The following is a 19307-nucleotide window of genomic DNA, read 5'->3' as shown; positions in this document are numbered from 1 at the left end:
CACCATGCTAAGCAAGAGCTTCAAGGGTTTCGTTCTGGCTTCTCTGCTGGCTGCTCTTTCCATGAGCGGCAGTCTTCACGGACAGATCCTCAACGGCAACATCATCGGCAACGTGACCGACCCCGATGGCGCCGTGGTGGTGGGAGCCGCCGTCGTTCTCCGCTCCGAGCTGACCGCGGTCGAGCGGACCCTCACCACCCAGAGCGACGGGAACTACCTGTTCTCCACCATTCCTCCGGCCAGCTACACGGTCGAAGTCGAGATGGCGGGCTTCAACCGTTACGTGAATACCGGCGTGGTTGTGGGCGCGGGACGCACGGTCCGCGTGGACGTGCAGCTCGAGGTGGGGGACGTGGCCACCGAGATCAGCGTCACCGCCGAGGCGGCCGTGATCGTCACCGAGACCGCCGACGTGTCCTCGGTCCGGGCCGGCAAGTACTGGACCCGGAATCCCAGCGCCCAGAATACGGGGGTCACCTTCGGGCAGCCCACCGTCTCTCGGGCCGGCGGCTACTTCGGCTACCACGGTACCCGCGAAGGCGCGGCCCACATGTCCATGGACGGAGCGGAACTGGACGCCTATCGTCAATATCTGTCTTCCTACGCGGTGGATGAAGTCAAGGTCACCCACACGGTGGCCCCGGCCAACTTTCAGACGCCGGTCAACATCCAGATCGTGAGCAAGCGCGGCACCAACGATTTTCACGGGCGTATCGAGGGGATGATGAGGAACAATGTCCTGAACGCCAACAACCCGCGCAACCACACCCGCCCTGTGGGTACGGGAACATGGGAAGCCGGCTTTGTGCTCAACGGTCCGGCCTGGATCCCCAAGATCTATGACGGCCGCAACAGTTCCTACTGGATGCTCACCTATATCACCTTCAAGAACAATGCCGGCGACCGCCAGGTGAGTCAGTTGCACCCCGAGGCGGCCTGGCGCACCGGCGACCTGTCCTCTTTCGGCAGCCAGATCACCGACCCGGTGACCGGGATGGATTTTCCGGGAAACATCATTCCCGCCGATCGCATTCACCCCATCGCCGTCAAGCTCAACACCTATCTGCGGGATCCCATCCCCGGAACCAACCGGGTGCCGGGAATCTGGACCTACCTGGCCGCGGGGGGCCGCAGAATCAACTACCGCTTCGATCACAAGGTGACCGAGACCTTCGAGGTTCTGACCTCTTACGCCGAGCACTCTCAACAGTGGGATGGCGCCGGAGGCTTCAACGATCGCTCCGTGTACGACTGGGCCGGGCCCTTCCACCAGAGCTGCTGCGCCAAGACCTTCGCCCTGGGCACCACCAACACCCTCTCGCCCACCCTGGTCAACGAGTTCCGCATCGGCTTCTACAACTGCGCTTCCTGCAACGTCTACCGGAATTACCCGCGGGGAGGCAGTCCTTCGGAAACCGTCGCCTGGGCGGAAGCCAGGCTCAAGGACCTGGGTCTGACCGGCATCGAGGCGCCTCCCTCCAGTGAGGCCAGTTCGGGACCCAATTTCCAGATCAGCGGGTTCACTCCCTTCAACGGCTGGGGGACCAACCTCACCCGAACCTACCAGTGGACGGTGAGCGATTCGCTCTCCTGGTACAAGGGCAAGCACAGCGTCCAGATGGGGTTCGAGATCCGGCGCCCCACCGACGAGTCCAACAGGGTCTGGAGCACCAACTGGGGGACTCAACGGTTTACCGGCGTCTTTACCGGCAATCCCTACGCCGACTTTCTGCTGGGCATGCCCGCGACCATGGCCAAGGGCAACCTCCGGCCCATCATCGTGAAACAGGCTCATTCAATAGGATTGTTCATCACCGACACCTACAGAGTGCTGCCTAACCTGACCTTGTCCTACGGAGTGCGCTACGACGTGTCTTCGCCCACCACGGATGAGCTGGGGCTCCACTACACCTACAGTCCGGAACGAAACGCCATTGTGGTTCCGGACGATTTCGCCATGGGCTTCATCGATCCGCTGTGGGTGCTGGACCGCAATCCCGTCATCACCGCCGATCAGGCCGGGCTGCCCAAGGGCCTGTGGCGCACCGACAAGGACAACGTCCAGCCCCGATTCGGTCTGGCCTGGCGGCCCAACTTCGACGACAAGCTGGTCATCCGGGCAGGATACGGCATGTACACCATCATGCAGCGGCTGACCCGGCTGGATTTTGTCGAAACCGGAGGGCCCTTCGCCCTCTCCTACACCTACAACAACGTGGACAACAGCAGCGGCAGGGCTCAGCCCAACTTCACCTGGCCGGTGGGACTTCCGGATGCTGCGGCTCTGGGCGCCCCTCCCATCCCCAACCTCAGCTTCGTGAACCCTGACTCCGTCTGGCCCTACACCCAGCAGGCGAACATCAGCATCGAGAGTGAGTTAGGGGGGCAGCGGGCCCGGGTCTCTTACATCTGGAGCAAGGAGACCCAGATGTTCTACCGGAGGGACATCAACCTGCCCACGCCTGTGGCGGGGGTGCCCTGGAGCGACGACCGCCGCCTGGTTCGCAACTACAACTCCATCACCGAGACCCACAACGGGGGCGGGGCCACCTACCACGCCTTCGAGGCCGTCATCTATCCTCGCAACCTTTTCGGCTTCACCGGGGAGATCGGCATGGCCTGGTCCAAGCAGATGACCGACGTGGTGGAGGTGCGGTTCAACAGCAACCGCGGCAACGCCAACGAGAATCCCCACTGCCGCCGTTGCGACCGGGCCGAAAGCAGCGCCGTGTCTCCCTTCCGCACGGTGAACTACGTCCACTGGGAAGTCCCCTACGGGAGAGGCCAGCGGTTCGGCTCCGGGATTTCCGGAATCATGAACCAGATCCTGGGAGGCTGGGAATTGTCGACCCAGACCGACTTGCTCTCCGGCCAGGGCGTCAGCACTCGTTTCACCGGCCCCGACCCCTCCGGGCTGGGGAAACAGGGGGGCCGTCCCGATCTGGTGGGAACCTGGAAGAGCTGGGAGAAGCCGGACGGCAATGACGACGACTGGTACAACGCCGGCGCCTTCGCCGTACCCGGCAACAACATCGGACGCTTCGGCAACGCGGGAAGAAACATCCTGCGGGCCCCCAACGTGTTCTCGATGGCGCTGGGACTCTTCAAGAACTTCCCCATCGGGGAGAACATGAACATCCTCTTCTCCTCGCAGATCAACAACCCCTTCAACTACGCCAGTTGGGGATACTCTCCCAACCAACCGACCTTCAACATCAACTCCCCCACCGCCACCCGGCTGCCCGGGTTGCGAGCGGGCATGCGATCGGCGCGCTTCAACCTCGCATTCGAGTTTTGATCGAAGGCTGGCTTCTCCAACGGCCCCGGCTCTCAACGAGCCGGGGCTTTTTTTTGGCTGCCGCTCGTCATCGAGCGAGAGAGTGGATGGAGGACGTCCGAAAAGAGTAATCCACGAAGGCACACGAAGGACGACGAAGGGCCACCAAGAAAAACTGAAAGAGGTTCATCCCTATTCGTGTCCATTTGTGGTTCGTCTTCTAATTCGATCGGCAGTTTCTTCCTTGAATGATCCGCCCGGCACGGCGGCGGCGGACTTGTCTAAAACAGAGGGGGCGCAAAGTTGAGTTACCGGCTCAGCCGAATTTTCCAGGCCGCCACGTTGCTGTTGGTCTGCCTCCTGGCTGCCTGCAACCTCTCCGACTATCGTCGTGCGGCCCATGACTGGGCCCCGCGGAATCGGCCCATCCAGGTCCGGGAAGACGGTTACACCTCCTCTCAAGCCTGTCAGTCCTGCCACCCCCACAACTACAGCACCTGGTACGGTTCGTTTCATCGAACCATGACCCAGGTGGCTGACGCCGATACGGTGGCGGGACCCATTGAGCAGCCCTTCTCATTTCTGGGAAAAACCTATCGCCTGCAGCGGCGCGGCCGCGACGTGTGGTTCCAGATGGACAACGCCGGCTCGGCCGGCCGTCCCCGCCGTCTGCGGCTGGCCATGATCACCGGATCCCACCACATGCAGGTCTACTGGTACGCCACCGGGCACAGCCGCAAGTTGGGTCAGGTCCCCTTCATCTACCTGGTCGAGGAGCAGCAGTGGATTCCGCGCAACGCCACTTTCCTGACCCCGCCCAAGCCCGAGATTAATTCCGCTCGGCCCGGCGCCTGGAACATGGCCTGCATCAAGTGCCACACCACCCAGGGGAAAACGCGTTCACCCGAGTGGGGACGCTCCGAGGTGGACTTGACCGATTTGAGTTTCGATACCCGGGTAGCCGAGTTCGGCATCGCCTGCGAGGCCTGCCACGGACCCGGTGAGGATCACGTCCTGCTCAACCGCAATCCGCTGCGCCGCTACGGCTTTCACCTGAATGGGGCTCCGGACCCCTCCATCGTGCAACCGGCCCGCCTCTCTCACGACCTTTCCTCCCAGGTCTGCGGCCAGTGTCATGGAATCCTGGAATTTTACGAGAAAGACGACTTCCAACAATGGATGGACCAGGGCTATCCCTACCGGCCCGGCCAGGTGCTTTCTGAAACCAAGCTGGTGGTCCGGTTCCAGGACAGGGAGAAGCCGCGGCAGCGACAACTGGCAAGACGCAAGCCCACCTACTGGGAAGAGAAGTTCTGGTCGGACGGCATGGTTCGGGTTTCGGGAAGGGAGTACAACGGCCTGATCGAAACCCCCTGCTTTCAGCGGGGAGAGCTGTCCTGCCTTTCCTGTCACGCCATGCACAAGTCGCCGGAGGACCCCCGGCCCCTGAGCCTCTGGGCCATCGACCAGCTCAAGCCCGGCATGGAGGGCGACCAGGCCTGCCTGCAGTGTCACGAGTCGGCCGGCTTAGACACTCCGGCTCATACCCGGCATGCGCCGACCTCCAGCGGCAGCCGGTGCTACAACTGCCACATGCCCTACACCACCTACGGAATCCTCAAGGCCATCCGCAGCCACCAGATCGATACGCCCACGGTGCAGGCCAGTCTGCAAACCGGACGCCCCAACGCCTGCAATCAGTGTCACCTCGACAAGACCCTGGACTGGGCGGCTTCTCACCTGAAGGAGTGGTACGATGTCCCCAAGCCCAAGCTCTCCCGGGAGGAACGCTCGGTGGCGGCCTCGCTGTTGTGGCTGTTGCGCGGCGATGCCGGTCAGAGGGCTCTGATGGCCTGGAGTCTGGGATGGGATTCGGCCCGCCGGGTTTCGGGAACCGACTGGATGCCGCCTTTCCTGGGACAGCTCCTGGAGGACCCCTACGATGCCGTGCGCTTCATTGCCGCACGCTCCCTGAGGCGGTCGGAGCCCTTCGCCGACTGGAACTACGAATTCTTCGGCCCCACTCAGGTGAGGGAAGCGGCCCATCAAGAGGTCCTGGAACGCTGGCGGGGGCTTCGTCATGAGGCGAACAGACCGGAAGTCCTCATCGACGCCGAGGGCGCCGTGCGCCGGAATCTGCAGGAACGCTTGCTGCGACAGCGCGACGACCGGGTCGTCAGCCTGGCCGAATAACGCGCCTCGTTCCGAGAAAACGGCACGGGAGACATTGAGCAGTGGAAACGGAATCAACTCCTACAGGCGCTGAAACCGCTACCGCCACCTACCTCCGCCGCCACTTGCGCTTCGGGTGGTGGTCGCTGCTCTGCTTCCTGACCCTGGGAATCGTGCTGGAATCCCTGCATGGATTCAAGGTGGGTTGGTACCTGGACGTGGCCAACGAAACCCGGCGGTTCATGTGGACCCTGGCCCACGCTCACGGGGTCTTGCTGTCGCTGGTCAACATGGCCTTTGCGGTGACCCTGCCTCATTTGGCTGCAGATACCTTGCGCCTGGCTCGTCTGGCTTCGCCCTGCCTGATGGGCGCCACCCTTTGCCTGCCGGGAGGATTTTTGCTGGGCGGGGTGGTGATCCATGGCGGCGACCCCGGACTAGGAATCCTGCTGGTCCCCGTCGGAGCGCTGCTCCTCTTTATCGCCGTCCTTCTTACCGCCCGTCGGGCCACGGCGTTGAAGAAACCGGCGTCTCCCCCAGGGTCGGAAGCAACCCCCTCCGGCCCGCGTAAACGGGAAGGCCGGCGTCGAAGACGCTGAGCCGGCTGTCGGGCCGATCCTATTTACCCAACACCGTGGCCGAGTGTAATCCATGTCCCCGGTTTGCACCCGATACCGTGGGAGGAAGCCCCCCGGGAGCGCAGGCGTCCCGGCCGTACAAGACCCGGCACCGGTTTGCCTATGCCCATGGTAAAATTTGAAGGCAATTCAATGAACTCAGGACTCACACTCTGACTCGACTTCCGTGAATTCCCTCCACGCAAAAATTGCCATTGGGCTCTCTTGCCTGTGCGGATTCTTGCTGGTGCAGCCTTCCCAAGCTGCTCAAGGCATGGACCCACGTTTCCGCAGGGCGGTGGAGCAGGCCCAGGCGGGAAGGATTGCCGAGGCGGAAGCATCGGTCCGGTCGCTGCTCTCCGATCATCCCTCCCCAGACGGCTATCGCCTCCTGGGTTTTATCTGCGAGAACCAGGGCAAGCTGGACCAGGCCGAGCAGGCCTACCGGGAATCGCTGAAGCTCAACCCCGGGCTCGAGTTCTCCAGGATCAGGCTGGGCATCGTTTTCTGCAAGGACAAGAAATACACTCAATGCGTAGATTGGCTGCAGCAACTCCACCCCCGGATCGATGCCATTCCGGAGGCGCTTTTCTACCTGTGCCAGGCCCTGCTCGAAACCGGTCAATCCTCCCGTGCCCTGCAGGTCGCCGCCAAAATGGAACAGGCGACCCGATCCGACCCGGAAGCCCTGTTGTCTGTTTGCCGACTTCTGACAGAGAGAGGTCTCTATCGGGAATCGGTGCCGCTGCTGACCCGGAGCGTGGAACGCCTTCCCCAATCCGGCGAGGCCCACTACCTGCTTGCCCTGGCCCTGTCCCGAACCGGTCGGATCGACCGCGTGGGGCCACTGCTGGACAAAGCCCTCCTGCTCCAGCCGAACTTTGTCCCGGCCCTGCTGCTTCAGGCCATGGGCCAGTTGGAAGCGAAGAAGCTCTCCGAAGCCAAGCAGTCCCTCGGCAAGGTCCTGGAGCTGCAACCGAAGGAGCCCAAGGCCGTCTTTCTTCTTAGCAAGGTGATGATTGACGGCGGCGAGTACGCGGAGGCCATACGGAGCCTCAAGGCATTGATCGACCGGTTCCCGGAAGATCCGGACGTGCATCTGCTCCTGCTCAGCGCCTATCGGAAGGACGAGAACTACCAGAAGGCGTTTGAAACCTCGCTTGACCTGCTGGAGCGGTTTCCCGACTACCCCCTGGTCCTGTACAACGGCGGCCTGGACCTGGAGATCATGGGCCGATTCCAGGAAGCCGAGACCCATCTCAGAAAACTCCTCCCCATGATCCAGGGCGACCCGGAACTGATGGCCGGGGCCAGGCTGGGGCTGGCAAGGGTCCTGGCCCATCAGAAGAAGACGGTGGAGTCGACTGCCCTGTTCGAGGAAGCGATCCGCCTCAACCAGGGTGGGGTTCCCGCATTGGCGGATTTAAGCGATATCTATTTGAAGGCCGGAGAATTCGAGAAGGCCCTGAAGCTGCTCAGGCAAGTGGTGGCGCGGGAGCCCAAGAGGAAGCAGGCCTACATCCAACTGGCCAAGGTGTTGAGGAGGCTGGGAAAGATCGAGGAGGCCAGAGAGCAGATCCGCATCTTTCAGCAACTGAGCAGGGCCGAGAAGGCGACTCCCAAGGGGACCCAGGCCCAGCAGGTGGTGCAGCCTAGGGCAGGAACGACTCAATAGGGTGAGCCTTTTGCAAAATCAGCGTCGGAAGGCCCTTATTCGGATCGAGCGTTGTTCCTCCCGAGTCCGCCAAGGATCAGGTGAGAGTGAACCGGTTTGCCGTCCGAAGCTCGACAGCCACAAAAGGAACAAAAAGTCTACAGCAGGAAGGATTTGAGAATGGGAAAGGCGACACAAGCCATGACAACTCCGTTCATCCACTTCAGCAACCTGATATCGCCCTTGACGATGGCGACTTCAGCCCTGGTGGAAACGATATCCTGCTTGAGTTCGGCCTTGACTTCGATGAGGTCTGCTTTGGTGGCGACCGTATCCTCGAAGGCTCCGGCCATGGTGTGAACGATGGCTTCGGCCTGCTTGGCTTCAATGCCGGCGGCCTTGAGGGTATCGCTGGCCTTCAGAGTGTCGAAGACGGCGGTGGTCATGAGGTTCTCCCTTGGAGGGAGTGATTGGTTGGTAGAGTGAAAGGCTAAGCCAGGATCTCCTTCATGACCCGGCCGCCCAGGTCGGTGAGGCGCTTGAAGCGGCCCGCGTGGTAGTAGGTGAGCCGCATGTCGTCCAACCCCATCAGGTGCAGGATGGTGGCGTGGAGATCATGCAGGTGGTAGACGTTCTCGGCTGCCTCGATCCCCATCTCGTCGGTGTTGCCCACCACCGTTCCTCCCTTGATCCCGCCCCCGGCAAACCAGGTCACCATGGCCTTTTCATTGTGGTCACGCCCTGGGTGGGCCCTGAAGAAGGACATGTGATTGTCGGCGGTCCGCCCGAACTCACCGCCCCAAACCACCAGGGTCTCGTCCAGCAGGCCCCTCTGCTTCAGGTCCTTTAACAGACCCGCAACCGGCTGGTCGCTGCGAAGGCCGCAGCGCCGGTGCCCCCCGTCGATATCGGAGTGGGAGTCCCAGCCTCCGCAATAGACCTGCACGAACCGCACGCCTCTTTCAACCATGCGCCGCGCCATCAGGCAGCGGCGGGCCATGGGTTCGGCAATCTTGTCGTTCAACCCGTACAGCTCCTTGATCCTCTCGGGTTCCTGATCGACGTCCAGGGCTTCGGGGACGGCCATCTGCATGCGGAAGGCCAACTCGTAACTCTTCATCCGGCCCAGCAGAGCGCCGTTGCCGGGATCCGAGTCGATATAGTTGCGGTTGTAGTCGTTGATCAACCCCAGCGTCTCGCTCTGCTGCTTCACGGTGACGCCGCCGGGGGGCTTCAGATCCACGATGGGAACCCCCTGGGGGTTGATCAGCGTGCCCTGATAGGCCGTGGGCAGATAGGAGTTGGAGTAGTTGGCGATCCCGCCCTGGATTCCCCCGTCGGGCAGGACCACGAACCCCGGCATGTTCTGGTTCTCTGTTCCGAGGCCGTAAACCAGCCAGGATCCCATGGAAGGAGAGGCGCCGGGCTCCTGCACGCCGGTGTTCATCAGAATGAACCCGGTGGGATGGCTGTTGGAGTTGGTGTGCAGGGAACGCACCACGGCAATGTCATCCACGCAGGTGGAAAGGTGAGGGAATATCTCCGAGACTTCCATCCCGCATTGCCCGTGCTTGGCGAACTTGAAGGGGCTGCCCACGTAGATCCGCTTTTCCAGGCTTCCATAAATGCGGGTGATGGGCGTGCCGTGGTACTTGGCCAGAATCGGCTTGGGGTCGAAGGTATCCATCTGGCTGGGAGCACCGCCCATGAAGAGGAAGATGCAGGCCTTGGCCTTGGGAGCGAAATGGGGAGCTTTGGGGGCCAGAGGGTTGCCGGCAGAGGTCCCCTTGGCCAGCAGGCCGTCCCGGGCCAACATATAGGACAGGGCCGTCCCCCCGATGCCCCGGCCCATGCGGAACAGGAAGTCCCTGCGCCCCAGTTCCCCTGACCTGGGATCCTGCACCTCGACGTTTCCACATTGATCGAATTGCGGTTTGATCAGCATCAGTGCCCCACTCTTTCGCAGGCTGCGAAGGAACTCCTTCGCCTACTGCAGGAAAATAAACTCGTTGAGATTGAACATGGCCAGACAAAAGTCCGACAGCGACCTGCCGGTCTTGCCCTTGGACGGCAGGCTCTCGGCGCTCTCCGGGGAATAGGCCGCCTGCGTGAGACTCAGCTCGGTCCCCGGCACATCCGTTTGAACTCCCAGGAACTGCATGCCCCGGATTTTTTCCACTTCGGTCGGCTGCCGCTGCAAGGCCAACTGGAAGGCGCGCTCCACCTGCCGGCCCGGGTCCGTCCCCACCTCCCGCAGAATCCGCTCCGCCATGGCATGGCTTTTCTGGTGGGCAAACTTGCTGTTGAACAGGGCAAACACCTGAGGCGTTACGGTGGTGACCTCCCGGACATCGCAGCTCTCGCTGATGTTGGGACCGTCGAAAACCGAGATCAAGGGTGACACCAGCACCCGCTGTTGCAGCATGTAGACGCTGCGGCGGTTGCGCTCCTCCTGGGGATCGGGCTCCCACCAGGTCCGGGCGCGCTTCATCATGTCGTCTTCCAGGTCGGGGAAGAAGCTGGGCCCCCCGGCCAGCAGGTTCAGGTCGCCGCTCACCGCCAGAATGCTGTCGCGAATGACCTCGGCTTCCAGGCGAATGGGGGGCATCCGCCACAGGTAGCGGTTGGCGCTGTCGATGGCCTCGTATTCGGTGGCGCGAGGATTGTTCAGGGATTGGCGGTAGAGGTTGGAATGCAGCATCAGGCGGTGCATGTCCTTGATGCTCCAGCTCTTCTCGATGAACTCGGCCGCCAGCCAGTCGATCAACTCCGGATGAACCGTTCCCCCGCCGTTCCTGCCCATGTCGCTGGGTGTCTTCACCAACCCTTTTCCGAAGTGGTGTTGCCAGATCCGGTTGACCATGACGCGAGGCGTCAGAGGATTCTCCGGACTCGCCAGCCAACTGGCCAGCTTCTTGCGCCGGCTCCCGCTCCAGCCCTTCAGATCCACCGGCTCGGGATCCCCGCTGGCCGCCACCACAAACCCGGGCTCCACCACTTCCTGCTTGAGCTCGGGGTCGCCTCCCTTGAGCAGGAAGGTGGTCGGTGCATATCCGACGCTGCCCAGCGGCTCCGCGGGCACGTAGGCCATGGCCTTGTATCGGTTGGGATCGTTGGGGTTGGCGAAGCGGGCGTTCTGCCGCCCGATCAGGGAGAACTGCTTGCTGATCTCCTTGGGCACCAGCTCGCTGGTGGAAAAAGGCACCCGCCTCAAGTCGGCCACCACCCAGTCCTTGAGGTCCAGCGGCGACATGAGAACCCGATGCGGATCGGTAATCTCCTTGACCTGCTTGCGCAGCCCGTCCGCCCACTCCTTGCGTTTCTTGAGCCGATCCTCCCATTCCTTGGCCTTGCGCTCCCAGAGCTCGGGATTCTGCCTGGGGAGCTCGTACTGGGTGAACGCCACCGCCTGGGGCTGCGGCTTGGGCATGGGGGCGAAAAAGGCCTCGATGCGGTAGTAGTCCTTGTGGGTAATGGGATCGTACTTGTGGTCATGGCAGCGGGCGCATCCCAGCGTGACGCCCAGAAACACCGACCCGGTGGTATTCACCACGTCCGTCAGGAAATCGCGCCGCTGATCGCCCGATCCCTCCACCTGAACCTGCAGGTTCATGAAAGCGGTGGCGATTTGCCCCTCCGCCCCGTAAAATCTGAAGGAGTCCCCCGCTATCTGCTCCTTGATGAAGCGGTCGTAAGGCTTGTCCTGGTTGAAAGCCCGGATGATGTAGTCCCGGTAGCGCCACATGTGGGCCAAGGGATAGTCCAGCCCGCCTCCCACCGAATCGCCGTAACGCACCACGTCCATCCAGTGCCGGGCCCAGCGCTCGCCGTAGCGGGAGTCGGCCAGCAGCTTTTCCACGGCGTTGTGGTAGGCGTCGGGTGAGTCGTCCTGTAGAAAGGCCTTCATCTCTTGCGGAGTGGGGGGCAACCCGATCAGACCGAAATAGAGCCTTCGGAGCAACTGCCGTTTGCTAACGGCAGGCGCCGGCTGCAGGCCCTGTTCCTCCAGCTTTGCCAACACAAAGGCATCGATGGGGTTCTTGACCCAACTCTTCTGCTTGACCTCGGGAACGACCGGCTTTTCCAACGGGATCCACGGCCAGGCAGGCTTTCCGGCCTCCGCCGTTTCCTGAACGGGCGCCACTTCCAATTCTTCGATCCAGCCGGCAATCAACTCGACCTGCTCTTCCGACAGGGGTTCCCCATTCAGGGGCATTTGGGGAGCTTTCTCGCCGCGCAGCCGCTGGATGAGCGGGCTGGAAGCGCTATCTCCCGGAATGACTCCCGGACCGCCCAGGGACCCTCCCTTCAAAAGGGAGGCCATGGTTTCCAGCACCAACCCGCTCTGGTGGTTCTGGATGGAATGGCAGGTAAAGCAGTGCTGCTCCAGGAGGGGCTTGACGGTTGTCTCGAACTGATGGGCGGAAGCGGCAGCGCCGGCCGTCTCAACCTCCGCCTGGTTCGACTCATCGGGCCCGTGGGAAAGCTGGTCGACCCAGCGGGCGATCAGATCGATCTGCTCCGCCGACAGCGGATCGCCGCCGATGGGCATCTGGGGCTGGCGCTCGCCCCTCAGATAGAGCAGAAGCGAACTCTCGGCGCTGTTGCCGGGTATAATCGACGGTCCTTCCTTTTCGCCGCCGACCAGCAGCGCCTCAACCGTTTCCATGACCAGCCCGCTCTGAGCGGATGCACCCTGGTGACAGGCGATGCAACGAGCCTCGATGATGGGCTGAATGTCTGCTTCGAAGCTGGGCTTCTGTTCCTCCCCATGAAGAGAGACAGCCACGAGGTGAACGGCAATAGCGACGAGAACCGCCAGGTAGCTCATACAACCCCCAAACCACTTGCCGCGGCAAGCGTCCAGAAAATTTGCGAAATCTACTTTTAAATGCATTCGCATTTTATACCTGGCGGTGTCACCAGTCAAATTTTGTTGGCCTATTTTGTCGGCGTTTTTGGTTAATTTTGAAATATTTTAAGAATCGCGATTTTTTCGGAGTTCCCAGCGAGCCAAGTCAATCTGCCGGCGAACGTGATGTTCTGCCATTCTCAATATCGGGTGCGACCCGGTGAGCAATGCGGGTCAACCACAAAAAGCACAAGAGTCACAAAACGAATTGTCTGATTCCGTTCTGCTCTTTTTGTAGTTTTTGTGATTTCGTGCCTTTTGTGGCCATTCCCGGCAGCGACCCCGCTGCCTATTTTTCGAACGCCTCAATCGTCCTCGGGGGCGCGCTGCAATGCTTGAATTCCGCTCCTTACTGAGAAAAGATATTTGTAAGGAGAGTCGCCATGATCGTCAAGATTACATCCAAGCGACAGGTCACCTTCCCGGCTCGGGTGCTGGCTGCGCTGGGCGTGGGCCCTGGTGACCGACTCGAACTGCAGGAAAGCCCCGAAGGCTTCATATTGCGGCCGCGGCGGATCGACTATTCGAAACTGGCGCCGCTCAGAGACAAAATTCCACCCGGACATCCCCCGTTCGACATCGAGAAGTTCCGAAGTGAGCCCTATGACCCGTCGTTACGGGATTGATACTTCCGTGCTGGTGCGGCTGTTGACAGGTTTGCCGGCGAGCGAATACGAGCGCTGCGAACGAGAGATGATTGCCCTGGTAGAACGCGATGGTGCCGAGGTCTTCGCTTCGAACCAGGTGATTGGGGAGGCATTTGTGGCCGTTCAGCACCATTATGGGTTTGATGGCGCTGACGCTCGATTGGGTCTACTGAGCATCCTTACCAGCGGTCTGATCGCACCGCTGAATGGGCGTTCGGTCATCGTCGCCCTGGAAGCATCCGGCGGCGCCGGCCTTTTTGACCGCCTCATCGCTGACGAGTACCATCGCGCCGGCCTGCAGATTCTGACGCGCGACAGACAGATGGCTAACCTGCCCGATGTCCAGCGCCCTTAGACAAAGGCGCCCGCGCCCTCAAGCTTGACTGGAATAAGCCAATTTCGCCCCGAATGATCCGTGTGGCAGGGCGGAGGCAGGGCTAACCACTCTTCGCTCTCCACTCTCCACTTAGCCACGGGCCCGCCCCGTCGTGGGGGGCACGGCTATTCGGCCGCGGGCTTGGCGGCCACGAAGGCCATCCCGATCCTGGTGGTTCCGGGTGAATCGGGAACCTCCATGGTGGCCCGGGTCGGTGGATTCTCAGGGAAATAGCGCCGATAGGCGGCATTCATGCCGCCATAGTCTTCCCAGTCCTTGAGGTAGACCCTGGCCTCGACCACGTCGCTCATGGCGAACCCGCCGGCCTCGTAGATCTGCTTCACCCGGTCCAGGCAATCGTTCACCCGCTCTTCCACCGTCTCCTTGGCACTGAACACCCCGGCGATGTACATGGTGTTGCCCACCTTGAGACCGCGGCTGTAAGCGCTGCTCGGCCCCATGCCTTCAGGCAGCACCGGCGTTTTTTCCTCCCGGCTGGCGATCATGGTGATTTCGACGGGTGAATTGAGGGGAATGGCCGAGACCAGAATGGGCACCCGGGCCGGCTTGGGATCGGGCACCATGGAAACGTAGGTCTCGCTCATGGGTCCGAAATGGTCGCCGCTGGTCATGAAGACCTCGGTCGAGACCACGTTCGAGAAATCCATGTCGGCCGCCTTCAGCACCGTCTCTATGTTCTTGAGGGTCTGGGTCACGTGCGCCTTGACGTCGCCTTCGACCAGTTTGGGTGGTGCCGTTCCCGGAATGACTCCGGCCTGACCCGACACAAAGAGGCGGTCGCCCGCCAGCACGCCGGGACTGTAAGGCGCCTTGCCGGGCTCGGTTCCTTCGGGATAGACGTACTGTTTCTCTCCCTGCACGGCGACCATGGCGATTTCCACGCTGGCTCCCAGCGCCAGCTCCGAAACCGCGACGGTGGTGCGGCTGGGAAGCTTGTCCTGCTCGAGGAAGGAGCGATAGACCTGGCTCATCGGGCCGATGTCACTCATATCGGTCAGCCACACGTGGGTGGCCACCACGTCGGAGAAGCCGTATCCCTTGGCCTCCAGTTCCCGCTTCAGGTTCTCCATGGTGACCTTGGTCTCCGCCTCGATTCCCGAGGCCATCTCCCGGGTCTCCGGATCCAGACCGACCTGGCCGGACAGGTAGAGAGTGTCATCGACTTCGATGGCAGAGCTGAAGGGCGGCCCCGCCGGCGCCGGCTCTTCCACCGGCGCCTGTTGACAGGCAGCCAGGCACAAGACTCCGAAAGCACACAAGACCGTCAGCCCGAGCAAATCTCTCTTGGTCATCTGAAACGCTCCTCCATGATCGCTTTCTGGCTCAATTCATTGACCACAACCGGGCCGCCCCGACCGTTGGATAATGTCGAGCGCCACCCTGCGGTCAGTGCAGAATCTATCACAGCCCCGCCCCCTCCGGGGGGTTATCTGGTGGTTGGAGCTATCCTGAGTCCGAACAGGACAATCCCGGTTGGCCTCAGGTGCGCAATCCAGTAGTATGGGGTCCCCTGGTTCAGCCGCCCCCCTCCCCACCGCCCTCGCAACCGATCCGAGGCGGGATCCGCGGGTCTGAATTCCAGGGTATCGTTGCCATTTCTCCAGGAGCCAATCGACATGGGAAAGGATTCATCTTCTGCCGCCGTCACCGTCACCTCCGCGTGCGACTTTGAGGTCCGCCCGGAAGACGCCGAACTGTTCCAAAGCCACCTCAGGAGCTTCGTCCCGCCAGAGGCCTTTGACGCCCATGCCCATTTCTACGAACGGTCCCACATCGGGCCGACCTATGCCGACAGCTATCTCAGGGATGCCCCCGACCCCGGCGGCTGGGCCGCCTACCGGCGTCAGGTCTCGAAATGGATGGGCGACCGGACCGCCACGGGCGGACTATTTTTCGGCATGCCGCGCCGGGATGTGGACATGGCCGCCGCCAACCGATTCCTGGCGGCCGAGACCGGCCGGGAAGAGCGGCTGAAAGCCCTGATGCTGATCCATCCCCAGGACGATCCTGACAGGGTGGACGCCTTGATTGCCTCGGAGGGATTCGTGGGCATGAAGGTCTATCTGGTTTATGCCGACAGGGAGGACCCCTATAACGCCGAGATCGACGAGTTCCTTCCGGAGTGGGCCTGGGAAATCGCCCACAAACGGGGCCTGGCCATCATGCTGCACCTGGTCAAACCTCGGGCCATGGCCGATCCCGCCAATCAGGGCTATATCCGCCGGCACTGCCTGCGCTATCCGGGCGCCAACCTCATCCTGGCCCACTGCGCCCGCAGCTTCAACGCCGGACATGGACTGGAAGGCCTGGAGGCGCTGCGCGGACTGGACAACGTCTTTTTCGACAACTCGGCCATCTGCGAGCCCCAGCCCGTGGAAGAGATCCTGAGGCTCTTCGGCCCCAGCCGCCTCCTCTTCGGTACCGACTTTCCGGTCTCCGAGCTGCGGGGAAGGGCCGTGAGCATCGGCGACGGCTTTGTCTGGATGGGTACGGCCAACCTGGACTGGTCGACGACCGCCTTCGGATCCCACACGGTGCTGGGGCTGGAGAGCCTGCTGGCCCTCAAGCAGGGGTGCCGCAACAGGCACATGAACGACGCCGACATCGAGCGGATCTTCTACCGCAACGCCCACCAGCTCTTCGGAATCGGAGAGCAGAAGGTCGGCCGCGGCCAGGAGCTCTACCAGGAGGCCAAGAAGCTGATTCCCGGAGGAACCAACCTTCTGAGCAAGCGCCCGGAACTGTTCGCGCCCCAACAGTGGCCAGCCTACTTCAAGGAAGCCCGCGGATGCACCATCGTGGACATGGATGGGCGCCACTTTACCGACATGAGCTTCAACGGCATCGGTTCCTGCCTGCTGGGCTATGCCGACCCCGATGTCACCGAGGCCGTGCTGCGCAGGGTGCAGCTTGGATCCATGTGCACCCTGAACGTACCCGAGGAGGTGGAGGTGGCCCGCCTGATGCTGCAACTGCATCCCTGGGCGCAGAATGCCCGCTTCACCCGGGCCGGCGGAGAGTCCCTGACGGTGGCCGTGCGTATCGCCCGGGCGGCTACCGGGCGCCAGAGGGTCGCCATTTGCGGCTACCACGGCTGGCACGACTGGTACATGGCCACCAACGTGGGCACCGACCAGGACAGACTGGGAGACCACCTGCTGAAGGGCCTGGACCCGGCCGGCGTACCTTTCAAACTGGGCGGCACCACCCTTCCCTTCCAATTCGGCCGGCTGGACCAACTGGAGCAGATCTTCGAGACCACCAACGAGCCCCTGGCCGCAGTAGTCATGGAAGCCACTCGAGGCGACCATCCCCCTCCCGGCTTCCTGCAGGGAGTGAAGGATCTCTGCAACAAGCACGGCGCCAAGCTGATCTTCGACGAGGTTTCCAGCGGCTGGAAGCATGCCCTGGGAGGAGCTCACCTCAGGTATGGCGTCTTCCCCGATATGGCGGTATTCGCCAAGTCGACGGCCAACGGTCACCCCATGGGAGCGGTGATCGGCACCGAGGCCACCATGCAGGCGGCCCAGGGATCCTTCATCTCCAGTTCCTTCTGGACCGAGGGGGTGGGCCCGGCGGCCGCGCTGGCGGCCATTCGCAAGATGATGCGCATCGACGTGGTCAGCCACGTGGACGGAATCGGTGAGAAGATCAAGCAGGTCTGGCTGTCGCTGGGAGCCAAGTATGGACTGCCGCTTTCCGTTAACGGCCACAACGTGAACGCCGGCTTCGTGCTGGACCATCCTGAAGTCCTGGCTCTCGAGACGCTGTTCACGGTGCGCATGCTGAAGGCCGGCTACATGGCGGCGCCCCGGGTCCAGTTGACCCTGGCTCACCAGCCCCACCACGTGGAGGCCTACGCCGTCGCCGTGGAACCGGTGTTCCAGGAGTTGGCCGAGGCCATCGAGAAAGGAGACATCGAGCGTCGAATCGGAGGCCCCGTCAAGCAAACCGGCTTCCAGCGGCTGACCTGACCCCCCGGGCCGTCCCAAGGAGATTGCATGAAACGCGTCGGCATCGCCGGATTTCTGCACGAGTCCAACAGCTTTTCCCCCATCCCCACCCCCTACCAGCACTTCAAGGACACCGACCTGACTCGCGGGAAAGCGCTGCTGGAGCGCTGGGAGGGTACCCACCACCAACTGGGTGGATTCCTGGAGGGCGCCCGGGAATTCAAGTTCGAGCCGGTTCCGCTGATGGCCGCCTACGGCATCCCCTCAGCCCCTATTCCCGGCGACTCCTTCGAAGAGCTGGCTGCCGATCTGACCGGAGCCCTGCGCGCGGCCCTGCCACTGGACGGGTTGCTGGTCGCCTTGCACGGGGCGGCCGTGTCCGAGAGCTACCCCGACGCCGACGGAGAGCTGGCCGCCCGCTTTCGCCAGGTCCTGGGGCCCCGGATTCCCATCCTGATCGTGATCGACCTGCATGCCAACGTCTCCGACAAGATGGCCCGCAACACCAACGGCATCGTGGTCTACCGGTCCAACCCCCACCTGGACCAGAGAGAGCGCGGCCTGGAGGCGGCCGACCTGATGGCGCGGACCCTGCGGGGTGAAATTGCCCCGGTCCAGGCCCTGGAGCAGCCCCCCCTGCTGCTCAACATCACCCGTCAATACACGGAGGAAGCGCCCGCCAGGGAGCTCTACCGGGACGTCGAGTCGGTGCTGGAATGGCCGGGGATTCTCTCGGCCAGCACGGCCATGGGGTTCTACTATTCCGACGTGGAAGAGATGGGAGCCTCCTTTCTGGCCATCGCCGACGGAGACCAGGAACTGGCGCGCAAAGCAGCCCGCTGGCTGGCGGAGAGAGGCTGGCAGCGCCGCAGGGAATTCCTCAGCGACCTTCCCGGTCCGGCCGAGGCCGTCCGCAACGCTGCCCGGGAAGCAGGCGGCCCGATTGTGCTGATGGATGTGGGGGACAACGTCGGCGGCGGCAGTCCGGGCGACTCCACCATCCTGCTGGAGGAAATCCTGAGCCAGCAGGCCTCGGAGGCCCTGGTGTCGCTGTACGATCCCCAGGCCGTGTCCGCCTGCGTGCAGATGGGGGTGCGGCAGTCGATCGAGTTGACGGTGGGCGCCGGGAGCGACGCCCTACACGGCCGTCCCCTGCGGGTCCAAGGCCGCATCCGGTCCATCGCCGACGGGCGCTCCACCGAAAGCCGTCCGCGCCACGGCGGCCAGGGGGTCTTCGATCAGGGAGTGACGGCGGTGCTGGAAACACCGCGCCAAAACACCCTGGTGCTGACCAGTATTCGAATGGCCCCCCGAAGCCTCGAGCAACTCTGGACCCTGGGGCTCAGGCCCGAAAAGAAGAAGATCCTGGTGGTCAAGGGAGTGGTCGCGCCCAGGGCAGCCTACGAACCCATTGCCTACCGAACCATCCTGGTGGACACAGCCGGGTCCACCAGCGCCAACCCCGCCCACTTCAGCTACCGAAACGTGCGGCGTTCCCTCTATCCCCTGGAGGAAGATTTGACCTACCCGGTGTAGGGGGGTCGGGAAACCGGCGTTGCCGCGCGCCGCATTCTGGAGGCCCGCGTCTGCCCCCCTCCGCATCAGCCTTCGCCTGCGGCTCGGCTTCTGCGACTCCCCCTCAAGGGGGGAGTGATTCTTGAGGCCTGCAACAACGCTC

The 19307-nt window shown here is 62.6% G+C and carries 12 protein-coding genes; 8 read left to right on the top strand and 4 right to left on the bottom strand.

The window, feature by feature from the left end:
* Positions 1 to 4: 4 nt before the first annotated feature.
* The 4 genes from OXI69_02365 to OXI69_02350 all read left to right on the top strand — a co-directional run bounded on the left by OXI69_02365 (position 5) and on the right by OXI69_02350 (position 7741).
* Entirely contained in the window at positions 5 to 3298 is a 3294-nt protein-coding gene (locus tag OXI69_02365) for a carboxypeptidase-like regulatory domain-containing protein (protein MDE2664976.1), read from the top strand.
* Between the two features lie 282 nt (positions 3299 to 3580).
* Complete coding sequence (locus OXI69_02360; protein ID MDE2664975.1) at positions 3581 to 5470, top strand: ammonia-forming cytochrome c nitrite reductase subunit c552; 1890 nt, start codon at positions 3581 to 3583, stop codon at positions 5468 to 5470.
* A 41-nt stretch (positions 5471 to 5511) separates the two neighbouring features.
* Positions 5512 to 6048, top strand: coding sequence for a hypothetical protein (locus tag OXI69_02355; GenBank protein ID MDE2664974.1), 537 nt, complete (start codon positions 5512 to 5514; stop codon positions 6046 to 6048).
* A gap of 292 nt (positions 6049 to 6340) precedes the next feature.
* Positions 6341 to 7741, top strand: coding sequence for a tetratricopeptide repeat protein (locus OXI69_02350; protein ID MDE2664973.1), 1401 nt, complete (start codon positions 6341 to 6343; stop codon positions 7739 to 7741).
* 137 nt (positions 7742 to 7878) lie between these two features.
* On the opposite strand, the gene OXI69_02345 is transcribed toward OXI69_02350, so the two are convergent.
* The 3 genes from OXI69_02345 to OXI69_02335 are packed head-to-tail and all read right to left on the bottom strand — an operon-like array spanning position 7879 to position 12551.
* Positions 7879 to 8166 (bottom strand): DUF1640 domain-containing protein, encoded by a 288-nt coding sequence (locus OXI69_02345; protein ID MDE2664972.1) that lies wholly within the window; start codon positions 8164 to 8166, stop codon positions 7879 to 7881.
* 44 nt (positions 8167 to 8210) lie between these two features.
* On the bottom strand, positions 8211 to 9665 hold the full coding sequence (locus tag OXI69_02340; GenBank protein MDE2664971.1) for a DUF1501 domain-containing protein: 1455 nt from the start codon (positions 9663 to 9665) through the stop codon (positions 8211 to 8213).
* 42 nt (positions 9666 to 9707) lie between these two features.
* Positions 9708 to 12551, bottom strand: a complete 2844-nt coding sequence (locus OXI69_02335; GenBank protein ID MDE2664970.1) for a PSD1 and planctomycete cytochrome C domain-containing protein — start codon at positions 12549 to 12551, stop codon at positions 9708 to 9710.
* A 464-nt stretch (positions 12552 to 13015) separates the two neighbouring features.
* Here OXI69_02335 and OXI69_02330 point away from each other — a divergent pair, with 464 nt between their 5' ends.
* On the top strand, positions 13016 to 13258 hold the full coding sequence (locus OXI69_02330) for an AbrB/MazE/SpoVT family DNA-binding domain-containing protein (GenBank protein ID MDE2664969.1): 243 nt from the start codon (positions 13016 to 13018) through the stop codon (positions 13256 to 13258).
* Positions 13236 to 13634 (top strand): PIN domain-containing protein, encoded by a 399-nt coding sequence (locus OXI69_02325; GenBank protein ID MDE2664968.1) that lies wholly within the window; start codon positions 13236 to 13238, stop codon positions 13632 to 13634. The genes OXI69_02330 and OXI69_02325 overlap by 23 nt, the downstream gene beginning before the upstream one ends.
* A gap of 146 nt (positions 13635 to 13780) precedes the next feature.
* Here OXI69_02325 and OXI69_02320 read toward each other — a convergent pair whose 3' ends face one another.
* Positions 13781 to 14968, bottom strand: coding sequence for a RidA family protein (locus tag OXI69_02320; protein ID MDE2664967.1), 1188 nt, complete (start codon positions 14966 to 14968; stop codon positions 13781 to 13783).
* A gap of 324 nt (positions 14969 to 15292) precedes the next feature.
* Here OXI69_02320 and OXI69_02315 point away from each other — a divergent pair, with 324 nt between their 5' ends.
* Both OXI69_02315 and OXI69_02310 read left to right on the top strand, forming a co-directional pair.
* The gene (locus OXI69_02315) at positions 15293 to 17650 is read left to right on the top strand and encodes an aminotransferase class III-fold pyridoxal phosphate-dependent enzyme (GenBank protein ID MDE2664966.1); all 2358 of its coding nucleotides are present in this window, start codon (positions 15293 to 15295) and stop codon (positions 17648 to 17650) included.
* A 27-nt stretch (positions 17651 to 17677) separates the two neighbouring features.
* Positions 17678 to 19165: a M81 family metallopeptidase gene (locus OXI69_02310; protein ID MDE2664965.1), complete on the top strand. Its 1488-nt coding sequence runs from the start codon at positions 17678 to 17680 to the stop codon at positions 19163 to 19165.
* Positions 19166 to 19307 lie beyond the last annotated feature (142 nt).

The organism is Acidobacteriota bacterium (genome assembly GCA_028875575.1).
Taxonomy (GTDB): domain Bacteria; phylum Acidobacteriota; class Terriglobia; order Versatilivoradales; family Versatilivoraceae; genus Versatilivorator.
The sequence above is the reverse complement of the archived record's forward strand: the minus strand, read 5'-3'. Positions and strand labels throughout refer to the sequence as shown.